Source organism: Chryseobacterium luteum (genome assembly GCF_000737785.1).
Taxonomy (GTDB): Bacteria; Bacteroidota; Bacteroidia; order Flavobacteriales; family Weeksellaceae; genus Chryseobacterium; species Chryseobacterium luteum.
The window spans coordinates 85,001-100,377 of sequence record NZ_JPRO01000015.1; the positions used below are offsets into that span (position 1 = coordinate 85,001).

7 protein-coding genes are annotated in these 15,377 nt (G+C 36.4%); 6 read left to right on the forward strand and 1 reads right to left on the reverse strand.

The genetic code is table 11. From position 1 onward, the window contains the following. Nucleotides 1-226: 226 nt before the first annotated feature. The 4 genes from IX38_RS15980 (at nucleotide 227) to IX38_RS15995 (ending at nucleotide 8,624) form a co-directional block, all read left to right on the forward strand. Entirely contained in the window at nucleotides 227-2,074 is a 1,848-nt protein-coding gene (locus IX38_RS15980) for an autotransporter outer membrane beta-barrel domain-containing protein (RefSeq protein ID WP_034706634.1), read from the forward strand. Between the two features lie 956 nt (nucleotides 2,075-3,030). Beyond that, entirely contained in the window at nucleotides 3,031-3,597 is a 567-nt protein-coding gene (locus tag IX38_RS15985; RefSeq protein ID WP_034706636.1) for a hypothetical protein, read from the forward strand. A gap of 569 nt (nucleotides 3,598-4,166) precedes the next feature. Next, complete coding sequence (locus IX38_RS15990) at nucleotides 4,167-8,021, forward strand: hypothetical protein (protein ID WP_034706639.1); 3,855 nt, start codon at nucleotides 4,167-4,169, stop codon at nucleotides 8,019-8,021. Nucleotides 8,022-8,132: 111 nt separating this feature from the next. Then, nucleotides 8,133-8,624 (forward strand): hypothetical protein, encoded by a 492-nt coding sequence (locus tag IX38_RS15995; RefSeq protein WP_228377979.1) that lies wholly within the window; start codon nucleotides 8,133-8,135, stop codon nucleotides 8,622-8,624. Nucleotides 8,625-9,027: 403 nt separating this feature from the next. Here the strand turns inward: IX38_RS15995 and IX38_RS16000 are convergent, their stop codons facing one another. Then, complete coding sequence (locus IX38_RS16000; protein WP_034706640.1) at nucleotides 9,028-9,987, reverse strand: terpene synthase family protein; 960 nt, start codon at nucleotides 9,985-9,987, stop codon at nucleotides 9,028-9,030. Nucleotides 9,988-10,469: 482 nt separating this feature from the next. On the opposite strand from IX38_RS16000, the gene IX38_RS16005 reads away from it, so the two are divergent. Both IX38_RS16005 and IX38_RS16010 read left to right on the forward strand, forming a co-directional pair. Continuing rightward, nucleotides 10,470-11,984 carry a retron St85 family RNA-directed DNA polymerase gene (locus IX38_RS16005; RefSeq protein WP_051884820.1) on the forward strand — a complete coding sequence of 505 codons (1,515 nt, stop codon included), beginning with the start codon at nucleotides 10,470-10,472 and terminating at the stop codon, nucleotides 11,982-11,984. 45 nt (nucleotides 11,985-12,029) lie between these two features. Then, a complete protein-coding gene (locus IX38_RS16010) occupies nucleotides 12,030-15,374 on the forward strand; it encodes a WGR domain-containing protein (protein ID WP_034706641.1) in 3,345 nt (1,114 codons plus the stop codon). The last annotated feature ends 3 nt before the right edge of the window (nucleotides 15,375-15,377 follow it).

Below are 15,377 nucleotides of genomic sequence, written 5' to 3' on the forward strand. Positions count from 1 at the left end.
AAATTTAGATAAAATAAATTTCAGTATTGAGAAAATAATCTCGTATTTATATTTTACAATAATCTGATTATCAATATTTTATTTTTATATGTTTTTTGAAATTAATAATTCCGAAAGCCTATTCTTTTTTGATTGAACTTATTCAGGTTTTCTTTGCATTCTTAATTAATGTTGAAAACGTATCAAGATTTTGACTAAAAGAATATTAATAAAAAATGATTAAACGATGAAAAATTATTTACTTCCCCTTTTTGCATTACCCTGTTTTTTTAATGCACAAACCGGCAATGTTGGAATTAATACTCCAACACCCACCAAAACACTTGATGTGAATGGAGATTTTTTAACCAGAAAATTATCCAATGGACTTTACCACACCATTAAAACCAATGTAAGTGGACTGGGATCTTATATGGCAGTATCCGATGGTACGGAAATATCCAACTCTACAAAATTTAACATCCTTAGTTTGAGCGATAATCTTGGTTATATGACTTCACAAGATGCAAATTATAATACGGCAACGGTACAAGTCAACGGGAAGTTTGGAATTTTGTCTACGCAAGATGGAACAACAAATCAAAATTCAGCATTTACTGTTTCAGCAGAAAACAAAGGATATACCTCAATGAAACTATCCGACGGAACCAAAAGCTCATCGGTCTCATTGGATGGTAGCTCTAGTGGATTAGTAGATTTTTATTATTTTGATGGGTTGGGAGGTTATGCTTTATATACATTTCCTAAAACCAATCCTTTAGATGGACAGATATTAGTGAATGAACAAGATGCCGTTACAGGTAAAAACAATTTAGTTTGGAAAAATAACACGGCAGGAGGAGGAACCGGACCATGGCAAATTAGCGGGACAACTAATCCTGCGACAAGTAACACACAAAACATTTATCAGACAGGCAAGGTAGCTATTGGTGGTGATCCAAGCGCAGATCCAGTAGCAAATTTGGATATTTTTGAAAATAATACTTCAGGGGACACTGGTGTTTCTTATGGAATTCATAATTCATTGACTACCAATAAAAAAGGAAGCAAAAGCGGGATAATGAATGAACTGAAAGATGATGCGACAGATGGAGGTGGCTCCGTTTACGGGATTTCCAACGCTACAAGCACAAAAAACCCTTCTGCCACTGCAATAAAAGGTATTTACAATACTTTAAATATTGACAATGGATCTGCACCCAATATAACTCCATCTGGTATTGATTCGAGAATTGTGGACTCCAGACAAGGAATTACTGCTGTTCAACCAATCAGAGCAAATAACTTCATTACTACTATTGATGGCTCAAGAGTTGGTAATAGTGGGACAGGTGCTGGAACATATATGTTTACTGAATTAAAGCCTGTTTCTGCCTATGGAGGTTCGCAATATTTTGGTCAGTACAATCAGATAATTTTTAGTCCCCCTTCCGGTGGAGATGTCAATATGGGGCTTGCAACGGCGGCTTCTGCCAATTTTAATTACATACTTCCTGCGGGAAATTTTACGAGTACCGGAACCCATGGATCTGCTTCAGGATTTGACCGGTTGCATATTGAACCAACCGCTTCCGGAACGGCAACGATAAGTACATCTTTTGGACACAGAAGCTGGACGGAACATATCAGTACCGGGAATATCACTGTAAATAATATTAAAACCATAGAATCCAGAACAGCATTAATAAAAGGATCAGGGAGTTTAAATGTTACAGGAAACGTGTATGGTCTGGATATTTATAAAGACCCATTTTCTGCTGGTTCTGCAAATATCGCTGGAAATATTTATGGGATTCATATTGATCCGTTTATTTACAATGGTCATGCCAGCGAAAAGACATATAATATCTATTCTGAAGGCGCAAACACCAAAAATGTTTTTGAAGGAAGAGTTGGAATTGGGCAGATTGCTCCCAGCGCACAATTGCATATTGTAAAACAAGCCGCCGATCTTACTCCGGCAATTATAGAAGGATGTGGCGTATATGCAGACAATACCGAAGCATCTGCCGCAGGTTTACCGATTGGAGCTTTGTATCGTACAGTTTCAGGTGTTTTAATGGTAAGATATTAATAATGGTTTAGATTCCTAAATCGGAGTAGTTTATTTTATAAAAATGCATAAAAGAGTTATATGAAATAACCTTTAATATCATGAGTTTTTGTCGTTATTTGGATACACCTTTTAAAATAAATAGTTTAATAAAATAATGTGACGATATACTTAAATGTACAACCCCTGAAAATATTGAAGAATACTACGATAGTGAAATAGATTTTAATCTTAATATTCCTCGAGGCTCTATCTCGGGGAATTATTTATTGTTTAGTGATTTTAAAGAAGTAAAAGTGGTGAAGTACCTATTGGTGATCCCGAATGCATAGGAAGTTTTAATGATGAATGATATAGGTTATATTTCATCAGGAACAAAACTACTAAAAATCACATTCCGTTTTAAAAGTCAAACAATCAAATAAGGTCAAAGAAAAACAAATACCTCTGTCGAATTTTCGGCACTCCATCATAAAAACTCCAATGATTTACAGTTCATAAGATTTATAAATTAGTACAATGATTGATCCTCTTCTTATGCAATTGATATTTGCTTTTTAATGATGAATATTTGATGAAATTGTGCGGAATAATATCCGAAAATCACACATAAAAATAGTGTAATATATTTTTTATCAGTTATTTTTTAATGGTGACAAAGTAAGGATTTGTTTACAAGGGAAAATATAAAATAACTGCGCTGATTTCGTAAAATATTGCAATTGTTTTTTAAAATTAAATATTTGATATTCAAATGTTTGATGCTTTTTTTGTTTTCTTTCATATGTTAGAAATGTGATTTTTTAATTAAAACAAGTATGATATATATTCTTATATTCTCTCATACTCTTATTTCTTATGAGAAAAAAACGGAATATTTTTACTGAAAATAATTGCATTTGATTCTCTTTAAACGGAAGTAGAAAATGTGCTGTTTTTTTGCTTTAATAGTTCCCCAATTATATCTAAGAGCAAAAATGATGAATGCCTATTTAATTAACAAAACGCTGTTCTGTTTTTTTAGCAGACATGTTTTGTTTTTTTTGTTTTTCATGATTCCATTGCATGCATTGGCTTCGGATACAGACAATGGAGTAGTTGTGCAAACTACTCAATTGTCAGGAGACATTCATGTTGCAGAAGGAACTGTTATATATAATCAGGAGAACATTTACCAGGTAGGTAAAGAATCTCCTACCTCCAGGCATCTTTCAAAACCTAAAGTAACAAAAAAGAAATCTGCTCTTTCAAAAGCAAAAAAAAAGAAACCAAAAAAGGTTGACCAGTATGTCAAAAAAATATCTGTAGAAATTCAGTTTAAACCTTTACCACCTGGTGATGATGGCTTTTTTTCTAAATCTTCTTCACGATATAAAACGCTATTACCTGTCACTCAGCATCTAAAAGTTGCAGGAGCCTTACAACAAGGTTATACTTCCTTTTTTTATAATGGCAAAGGTGATTGTACTTTAATTAATCAGCAAAATATTGCGGATAATTTGTCTCAACGTAGACTGCAGATTCGACCTCCTCCTGTTTCATAAATTCTTTAAATAATATGACTTTTTACGGTCATAATTTCTTTTATTCTGAAACTGTTGAAAGATAATAAAACATATTTCAGCCAAGAAAATCATTGATGCTCAAAGATACTTTATTTCCTTAATAAGGACAATCTCGTCATCCTGAGTAAAAATGATGAATTTCAATTGACATAATAAAATAAAATCATTAGTGAAGTCCTGATAAATCAAAATATGCAGGAGTACACTATACATACCAAAGTGGAAGAGATTAAGCAATTTTTCATACATACAGACAGTGGAAATACTACACCTCCTGAATCCACTGAAAAATAGTCAAAGACTTGAAAAATGGATTTAGTAACGTCAAAATTGATCTTTCTTATATCTGATAACCTATACAGAATATTTTCATCCAAAGCGAAGAACCTAAAGTGACGATTAGGGTCGTTAATGTTTATAAAAAACAACATTAAAGGGTTATAGATTGTTCAACAAATTCATTCTGTAAAAGAAATTTGAAATCTCAAAATAACTTATAGAACTAGAATCTATTTTTTTCAAAACTTAATAAATATAATAACATAAATATGATGAACATTAACCAATTAAAGCAAAAAGGAGACTGCTTTTTCAGAAAAGCCGCTTTGCTTTTGGCATTAGTAGGGAGTATTACTGCTTTCTCCCAGGATGCGGCAGTAGCCCCCACCAATGGCTACGTTGAAAACCCACTAGTTCCTGCCGAAGTTTTTAAAATCCCCTGGATAACTGGCGGGGGTAACGGCACCGGTGGTAGTGCCATGCATTTTGATACAGTAACAGCTCCCGCAGTAACAGGATGGGTAGATACTCCCAAGATTGTTGATAACAATCTTGCAATAACAGATTATGCACAGTACTCTTCGAGTGTTGCTGCGTTAGCTACACCGTATACCACTACTCCCGTTAGTGTAAGTGACGGCAATACCTACAATACCACACCATTTACAGGGTATCGTATAGGGGTAAACGTAAGCAGAACTACTACTGGATTTACAGCTGCAAGCCTCGGTAATATTATTATAAAGACATATTTTGGGACCAGTACTACTCCGGTAGAAACCAGCGCAAGTTTAGGATGGGCAGTTATAGGAACTACAGATGTTAGTTTTTTTGCCCACAAACCATTTGACAGAGTGGAGGTTCAGCTAACATCAATTGGTACTGGTATTGGTACACTAAACCAAAGAATCCATAATGTCTATTTCCAGCGCTACACCCGTACCGGTGGCGGTTATGATACTGTCGGCAGCAAGGTTGTCACCTGCAATGCGCAGATACCGCTTACAGGTCGTGGGGTAACAGCAAACGGATATGCAAATATACTAGGTGTTCCTATTGGTGCGGGTATAATACCAGGGTTAATTACTGCCTTGGAAGATGAAAAGCCTGGTTCGCATGGTTTTCTTCCTTATTTCAGCCCCGGTTTAGCTACTTATTCAGGTAAATTAGAAGACAACGGGGTCGTTTATCCTGCCGGTACTTTTGGTGGTGGCGTTTACCAGCTGAATGCCGTAACTGGAGGACTAAATGTGAGAAAAACACTCAGGTTCTTTAAAAATGGTTCTCAGGTCGGACCAAGTATAGTGAATGATGAATTTCTAAGTGTCGAAGCTAGCGGAAGTCTTTTGACCGTAGGTGCGATATCTCCATATGACTTTGATGCTATTGAATTTGAAATTCAGACCAATTTCTCTGCAGCTCTCGGTGCACTCGAAATTTATTACCCTATCGTGCAGCGTTTTTGTAATGCTGACATTACTTGTGGAGCGCCGGTAAGCCTTATTTCCGGAGAAGTTACTCCGGGAGGCGCACAAAACCACCCGGTTTATGCAAAAGTGATTGGTATCAGTGTTGGTTCTGCTACTATTGGCAACCCGGGTATCAACAATGTACAAAGAGTGATAGATACCGATTTGAGTAATTATGCAGAAATAGGTGCTGCCACAGGTGGTACGCTCTGGTCCAACTATGGTATTTCGGTTGTTTCCCGACAGACGATGGATGGTAGTGACCCAAATAATATTACTAATATTGACCGTGGTTACCCAGACGGTACTTTTGCCGGTTTTGAAATTCAAGACGATGACTTTGCAAAAGCAAACGTGGCTAAGAATTTTATCATCAGTACTTATAAAAACGGATTTGAAGTAGGTAGATACAGTACCACAAATGTATTGGGAGCAAACCTTTTTACACCCAATAATGGGAAGTATATTATAGGTTTTAAAAGTAAAGCCTTTGATGAGGTAAGAATTACAGTAGAAGCAATAGGAACTGTACAGGCAGGATCCAGCACAAAAGTTTATCGTGCTGTGATAGAAAAGTTTTGCCCTTCTACAGCGCAGGCTTGTAATGTAATTACAAATCTTAAAAGAGGGGTTGACGCTTCACATCCAAATGATTACCCAGTATTTATAGATGCTGCAAATACAGGAGTAGAAGGTTTAGCAACAGCAGATACTTATTTTAAAGATTTGAACAATATTGTGGCAAATACTACTTCTCCAGCTAAATTATATACTGTATTTGGAGGTGTAACCAATGCTTCGGTAGCGGTGCAGGATGGTAGTAAAGCTATTGGTAATCCGGGAGATCCTACCTATGAGTTATATCCAGCAGGTACTTTTGCTGGTTTTGATGTAGAATTCCCTACACTTGTTGCAGCAGAATTATTTGGCAGTACTATTACGATTACTACGCTAAAAGCAGACGGAACTGTTGCAGACTCAGCCGTGATGAATTCTAGTTTCTTCGGTGTGCATACCTCTATTGGTAATTCAACTAATAATCGTCAGATATTAGGATTTGCTTCCGATGTTCCATTTAGCGGGGTAAAATTTACCGTAAACAAAGTTGCAAGTGGAAATATGGGTGTTATAAACATTTACTCGGCAGTTATTCAAAGATTCTGTGCAACACCTGTTATTCAATGTAACGAGATAGAAAACATAAGCGTTCCTAAGTATCCATTATATATCAATGGGGAAAGAACAGGAGTTACTGCTTTCATAGATGGCAATAGCTCTGTAAGTGAATCTCAGAAGGCAATAGACAATGATCCAAACAGCTATGCCGCAATGCAACTTGGGGCCAGTGTAGGTTCAGGATTAGCTTTCAGCGTAGCGAATGGCTTTGGAGATTTCCCTAAAGATACTTATATAGGTTTCGATATTAGCACATTAGATATAGCGCAGGCAAGCACTTTTGAAAGTAATAAAATAGAACTATACAAAGACGGAATTCTGGTACAAACCAGTACAGGTACCCAACTTGCCGGAGGTTTAAGTACTGCTGCAGTGACAGGAGGCTTTCAACGTCTGGTAATAGGAACAGTTGCCCACGTTCCATTTGATGAAGTGCGTTATGTGATAAGCCGCGCTGCAGGTGCTTCTGCCGGGGAGATTAGAATCCACAATGTAGTAGCAAGAGATTTCAGCCCTACTTCTACGACTACGTGTCCATTAGTTTTGCAATGCGATGGTACTTATGTACTTACAGATGGTCCTACGATTATAACTTCTCCTACAATCCCTGCGGTAATAGAATATGCCAACACAGGGTATGAAGGTTTAGCAGCAGCAGGATATGGTATTGATCATGTTTGGAATGCGGTAAGTCCGGATCCGGAAGATGTTGCAACGATACATTTACCTGCAGTAGCTGGTGTTACAGGCTCTATCTCCATAGCGATACCAAAAGTTACTTTACCGCCGGGCACATTTGCAGGATTTACTGTAGATAAAGATAACTTTCCTTTTTCCGGTGGTTTTTTACCAAATGTTACGGTAACAACGTATCTAAATGGTCAATACAGAGAGCATAGAAGCGGAGGTGCCTTGATAGATTTTTCTTTCTTTACACAATGGTTTGGTACCAATACCAACATCTATACACCTGGCTTCCAGACAACATTATCGTTTGATGAAGTTAAGATTTCTATCGGAAGTGCTGTTTCATTGGGAGACCAGACATTGAAGGTATATTCTGCCTATATAGATACAAGAACATCTGTAGTAACGGTACCGGGAGATGGATATACGCCTATTGTTTGTACCAACGGTGCCTGCTACAAACCAGGAATTGCTGCTACAGCGGGAAATCCTGCTTTAATAAGTAAGATAGGAATCAGTTCATTACTAAGAGCTGGAAGTCAGAATTCAGACAATTGGCCGGCAGTTCGTAATGGGGCCTGGTTGGCTTTAGAATCAAGAACGAAAGGTTTTGTTGTTAACAGGATGGATTTCAATTCTTCTGGAAATCCTGTCGGGATTCCGGTTGCTGATTTTATCGAAGGAATGCTTGTTTATGATACCACTAATAAATGTATGAAAATGTATACCTCTAAAGACGGAGGAAGCACATTTGGGTGGTTCTGTATCAGCACGCAAGCATGCCCTGATTAATAATAATTTTTGTGAACCTGAATGTTGATATTTTCATTTTTCAGGTTCACAGTTTTCATCAAAATTAAAATTAAAATGATTAAAAATACAATAATAGTAATTGGGTTTCTAATGGGTGTTTTTTTACAGGCACAAATAGGAATCAGTAGAGACAACGTAACTAATGGCTCTGTTTCATTGCAATTTGGGGACAACGAGGATAGAGGACTTCTACTCCCTTATGTCACAGATAAAACAGGGATTATAGAAAACGGAACCCTTATTTTTGATACCTCAGACTACAAAGTAAAATATTTAAAAGATACCAATAACTGGGTTGATCTGAGCGTTGATGCAACCGGGACTGCAGATTTAAATATCCAGGCAAATGACAGGGTAGAGCAGCCGGGAGCAAAGGTTTGTATCAGCACGACTTTGGGGGGAACAGATACCACAAAAGGAATATTAGTTCTGGCTGATAATAATAAAGCTATGGTTTTACCTAAAGTTGCCAGTCCGCATTTGAGTATTATAGCCCCATCTGCAGGAATGATGGTGTATGATACCACTAAAAAACAGCTTGCAGTTTATAACGGAACAGTATGGAGCTTTTGGAAGCCTTAATAATGAATTAATGATTTCTCCAGCCGGGTGAGTTAGATTATATTGATTTTCGCATTTACTGATTTACTTTGGTTGGAGATATGTTAACGTTTCAAATGTGTTGATTTGATATTTTTGGAACTATAATAATTGATTTCCAGTTATTTACAAAAGGAAATAAATAATGAGAACAACCTTCGGGTTGTTTTCTGTTTTTTGCGAGCTCAAAATCTCCTAAATGAGCCAAAAAGAAATCAAGCGTTTCAGATGTGTTGATGAAAAAATACCTCCGCCGGAAATTCGGCACTCCATCATGAAAACTCCGGTAGTTCGAGTTCTATAAGGTTCTGTAAATTAGTGTAATGTGTTGATTTACAATGTTAAGTGCTTCGGTATGATGTCGCTGGGTGTCACTTTAAACCTGTTAGGGTATATTTTTAAAGGTGTGAAGGTCTGGATGGCCTCCTTCTAAATAACGTCGCGTATCTTTGCTATACCATTGCGATTGTCCCTGGATCATAACACCCAAATAAAAGGCGAACTGACGTACGGTCTCCGTATATTCACCAAAATCCGGAATATTCTGCTGTAAATTGATTAATTGTTGCACGTCATCGTTGTGTAGGCGTAATGCCTCTTCGTTGGCTTTTTCAAGAGATAGCTTATAATGATGTTTAAGCACCAATACTAAATTTAATGGTTCTCTATCTAAGTCTTTTCTTATCGAATAAAAATCATTACACCAGGCAGATATCCTTGCGGTGAGTGTATATAAATCTCTAAAAAAAGAGCTGTAATAAATCGAATCAGGTAATATTTCCTTTGTCTGAAATTCAATAAGGTCTATAAATGCCTGTATTCCAATGGTAATTTCCCGCAGAGCAAAGAATTCATCTAAAGTGGGAAAATAATCCGGAATCTTATAAGGTATTTCAAAAAGCATGCTTTCCATATAGGCGTCAAAGCTTTTAATAAAACGCTTCATCCATATATCTGGCATAAGTGCAGAAAGCTCATCTCTTATTACAGCAGCTTCATGAAGGAAAAAATGTTCCTTTTCATGTACAGCATCCCCATTAAATATCGCTGTTATTCTTTCTCTCAATAATGATAGCTTTTCTGCAGTACAATATTCATAGTAGTCATCAAATACTGTTGCCCAAAGCATAAATCTGGTACAGGGTAATAGAGACTCATATGGCTGATGTGGAAGACAACGTGCTGTAAAATATCCAAAATCCGAGTATTTATATTTTTTTTGCATATGATCCTCTAAGAAAAGATAATTTGAACAGATCCAGGCTGTTGTTTGCTCTTTTATAAGATCAGCATTGGGATGTATATCGCCGGGGAAAATATATACTGGTTTCTGTAATATTTCCATGGTTATTAATTTGAGATGTAGGTATACTAATATACAAATATTTTCATACACCTTATTTTGAAATGTTAGGACTCCATCATAATAAAAATAATGAAACAAAACTTCATTTTTTTAAGTCAAAGAAAATAAAATACCTCTACCGAAAATTCAGCATTTCAATATAAAAATCTAAATAATTCAATTAATATTGGGTACCATTATATTTTTTGATATATTTGGGAAAGATAGATCCTTGCTTTTCTTTTTAAGAAATGATGATGTTTCGTCATCGATGTAAAATTGCTTAGCATACTGCACTACATACTATCTTTAATGGTGAAATTGGTACTAGTGCGTGCCTTTTCAGTTCATTTTCCGGGAAAATAAAGGTACGCACTAGTACCATTTCTGGAGTTGATAGATATAGTCCTCAGAAGATACGAAGGTATATCAAACAAAGCCCTATTCAGTTGTAGGGCTTTTATTTATAAAAAATACACCAAATGTCACAAAATCTCAGCAGACAACAGATTTATGACCGTATAAAAGCATCTTCCAAAGACAGTTACATCTTGGATGAAATGAAAAGACTTGGCTTTTGGCAGGAAACTTCCACGCCTTCCGTTCCCGAACAGCTGATCCAGAGAGAAGCCGTTTTACAACAGGAATTGCAGGAATTATTGGCAAAAGACAGGAAATACGGCAATCAGGAAGCTATGCTCCGTGAAATGCGTAAAAAACGCATGAATGACGCAAAAGCCAAAAGAGAAATAACCAAACAAAAAAGCGAACAAAAACGACAGGACAAAGCTGATTACTGGAAAAATTTACAGCAGCAACAAATCATTTATCTTGGTGAAAATGTTTCGAAAGGTCTTCATAAAAGCGATTCAGACACGGAAAAACTGCTTCAGTTTTCACTTCCTGTTTTTGAAAATGTATTGGATTTCAGTCAGAAATCGGGTTTCGGTCTTTCAGTGATAAAATACCTTGCTTTTCACAGAAGCGTTTCAAAAAAATCTCATTACCACGTTTTTGAAATTCCAAAAAAATCAGGGGGAAAAAGAAAAATTTCCGCTCCGAAGCCTCAATTGAGACATTTCCAGCATTGGATTTTAGAAAATATACTGAATAAAATTCCTGTAGGAGAGGTTGTTCATGGTTTCACCATAAAAAAATCGATTGTCACCAATGCAGAATCACATCTTAAAAAAGACATCATCATTAATATAGACCTGCAGGATTTTTTCCCGTCAATCAGCTATAAAAGAGTGAAAGGTCTGTTTTCAAAGCTTGGATATTCAGAACAGCTGTCAACCATCTTTGCATTGGTCTGCACACAGGCTCATACAGAAGAAGTCTTACTTGATGATGTTAAATATTTTGTTCATAAAGGAGAACGATTTTTACCGCAAGGATCACCTGCAAGTCCGGCGATCAGCAATATCATTGCTTACAAACTGGATAAAAGATTACAGGGATTGGCTGCAAAATACGGATTTACATATACCCGTTATGCAGATGACCTTACTTTTTCTGCCGGTCAGGATAACGAACAGAACATCAATAAGCTTTTATACTTCGTAAAACAGGTGATTAACGCCGAAGACTTCACGATCCATCCCGATAAGCTTCATATCATGAGAAGGAAGCATCAGCAGAAAGTGACAGGAATCGTAGTCAATGAAAAACTGAATGTCGAGCGAAAAAAGCTCAGAAAATTCAGAGCACTTTTACACAATATCGAAGTCAACGGATGGCAAAATCAGACCTGGGGGAAAGCATTTCATCTCATCAATGCGGTGGAAGGCTATATCAATTTTGTAAATATGGTAAATCCGTCCAAAGCATTGGTTTTCAAAGAAAAACTGAGCGCAATCATTGCAAAACACGGCAAACCGATTGTAGAAGTCAGAACAACCATTCCTGAAATTGCAGAAACAATTAAAGTTTCCGAAGACAAAGAAGAAATTATCGCACCAAAAGAAGAAAAAACAGACTGGTGGAATATTTTTTAGCCTGAACCCAACCCATACTAGCAACCATCTTAATCAATAAGATAGATGAGAATTATCAAACAAACCAAACTATTTTTCCACGAAGGAAAATCGGATAAAGTTTACGAAATAGACCTTTGTGAAGTCAATCCCGATGCTTTTATAGTCAATTTCCGTTACGGAAAACGCGGGACTGCATTGAAGGAAGGCAGTAAAACTCCCGAATTTGTCTCCAGAGAAAAAGCTGAAAATATTTTTGAGCAACTTGAAAAAGAAAAAAGAAATAAAGGATATCAGTCTGAAATCGAAGTATTTGTAGAACTTCCTTCATTAGACACCGTAAATATGAATTCTGCGGAAGGCGTTATATTGAAACGTCTGGAAGATGCCACACAGGGAATCAATTCCTTCAAAACAGAATGGAAAACTTCCCGTGTGATCTGGAAAGCCGCTCAAATGGAAATCAAAGAAGTCACTCCTTACATCTTGAAATTGGCGACAAAAGGTGATGAAATGCAGTTATATGCTTCCATTTTTGCAATCAGAACATTAAAGATTGCTCAGGCTTCTGAACTTCTTCACAGCATTGCAAACAGTACAAGGCACAAACAGTATATCAGAAATGTGGCTTTTGATGCGCTTTTGACAATTAACGAAGGTCCGGAATTGGAAAAAACGGTTTCTGAATTATTGGAGATTTTGCCTCCCGAAATAAAGTATGCCATCGATAAAGGCGATTACGGCAGTCTGAAGAAACATTATTCGGAAAAATTCGCAAAAAAAGAAAAAGCAGACGAACTGGCTTATCTTTATCTTCTATCAAAAGCATACCCTTCCTTGATTCAAGTGATTGAAGATATTATAGGGCAGATCCCGTTTGAATCGCCTTATTTCAGAAACATTCGTGCGATTTATAAACTCGCCCGTTTCAGAGATGATGCTCAGGTTTTGGGAATGCTTTCATTTTTGTTTGAAAAGAAAACGCCGATGTTCAACAGAACGGCCAGTCTGGACAAAGAAGCATGGAATCAGGACCAGTATTTTTATCAGTTCGGAGATTCCGTTAATGTAAGAAAAGAGCTTTCCGGCAATGAAAGCAGGCTTGCATTTTCAAATTTCACCAAACTTTATTTTCAGAAGAATGGTTTTTACTATTTAAAAGAACTGGGAAAACAAAATAAAGCAAAAGAATATTTAAGATTTGCAGTAAATGTTCTTATTCAATATTCTGATGCAGATTATACTCCCGAAAACAGAAGACCTTTAAGCACTTACGGAAGATATGACTGGGAAAGCAAACGATTCCATTATACGGTGGTCGATTTCCCTGAATGTTACCAGTCTTTACTTCTTACAACCTTACTTTTCGGGAACGATAAAAACCGTAAAATGGACTCCAAACTTCAATTTTATTTCAAAAAAGAAGAATTTTGGAGTGCAGATTATTATTATCAGGAAAATAAAGTCAATAAAGTAGAATCGGGGACCAATGGAAACTCAATTTCTTCCGAAGACTCTTCCGCTAAAAATCAACAGAAAGGAGCTTTAGAGAATATCATAAGTACATTTAAAAATATTTTTGGATCAAATAAAGAAAAAGAAGTTGTTCCTCAACCTAAACAGGAAGAAGATGTAACAAAGCCTGATCCAAATCCATCAAGACCTGAACTTTATCCCGGATTTTGGGACGAAATGCCCGAAGCTTACATTCAGCTTTTGATGCAGGCAAAAATGGATCTGGTCATGAAATTTGCTTACGAAAATCTTTCCGTTCATCCGGATTACGAAGATTTGCTGCAAAAAATAGAGCCTGAAATGATGGTACAGCTCCTCTGCAAATCTTCAAAATACCCTCAAAATTTAGGTTTTGATGCTTTGAAAAAAAGACAGGAAGAATTAAAGCAAAATGAAATTTTTGTAGCACAAATTTTAATTTCCGAAAACGAAGAGGCAAGAAACTGGGCAAAAACAACAATAGAAAACAATACACAACATTTTCTTTCTTCTACAGAATTCATCACGATTCTGGTTATGAACTCACGAAAAGAATCCAATGAATTCATTAATAATTTACTCCAAAAAGCATCTTTGCCGGAAGATCAGCAAAAAGCCGTGCTTGGAAAAGTAATCATACAAATGATTTCTCTGGAAAATAATGAAGAAAATAACAAAATTGCAGAATTTGCCACAAAAAAACTTAAAATAACGGCTTTCTCTAATTTTTCCGAAATCAGTTGGGAAATTATCGCGCAATTACTGACTTCTCCGTTGAATAATAACCGGTTTTTGGCAAGTGAAATTCTACTTTCCAAATCCAAAAAATATCCTGTAACGGAAATTCCTCTTTCAATTATTGAATTGCTGTTAAACAACGAAAACGAATCCATCAGGCAAAACGGAATCAGTCTTTTAAATCAATATCCGAAAGAAGAAATTGCGAAAAACTGGCAGGAAGTTATTAGATTGATTTCTTCCGGTTACAAAGAAGTGGCAGAAAACATACTTTCTTTGAACGATCAGTTTGAATTTCAATCTGAAATTCAGCTGCAAACCATTGAAAAGTTGTTTGATCTGTTGATGACCGAGCAAAAATTTGAAAACTCCCATCAGTTATTCAGAGATTATCTTGAAAAAACAACATCGAAATATAGTACCGATATCCCTGTAAAATGGATCATCAGATTACTATTTGCAAACAGTGTGAAAAACCAGCTTTTCGGCTTTGAACTCCTTAAAAAGGTAAATGATGACAGCAGATTTACTTTGAAACAGGTGATTTCTCTGGCCAATCACGAATTTCTGGCAGTAAGACAATGGTCATGGAATTTTTATAAAAATAATGTTCAAAAAATCAAATCGGACCGTAATCATGCGCTGGGAATTTTGGATGCAAAATGGGACGACAGCCGGGAATTTGCATTTCATTTCTTCCAAACCGAATTCAAAGATGAAGACTGGGATACGGACTGTCTGGTCGGAATAGCAGATTCTGTGCGTACTGATGTGGAAAATTTCGGTAAAAATCTCATCATGAAATTCTTCAAAAAAGAACACGGATTGGAATATCTTACCAAACTGAGCCAACATCCGAGTCAGAACATACAGCTTTTCGTGACCTCATATCTTGAAGAATATGCAACAGACAAACCCGAAAAACTTAAGGAATTAGAGTTTTACTTCCGTTCTGTGCTTTCAAGGGTAAACAAAGCGAGAACTGCCAAAAACAGGATTTTCACTTTTCTGGAAAAAGAAGGAAGAAAAAATACAGAATCGGCAGAAATCGTCAGTAAAATTTTAGACGATTTATCGGCAACTACAGCACTTCAGGATAAGGCAAAGTGCATCAATATCATTTCCGATCTGAAAATGATTTATCCCCAACTGAATGTTCACCTCAAACTAATCTCTTAAGCC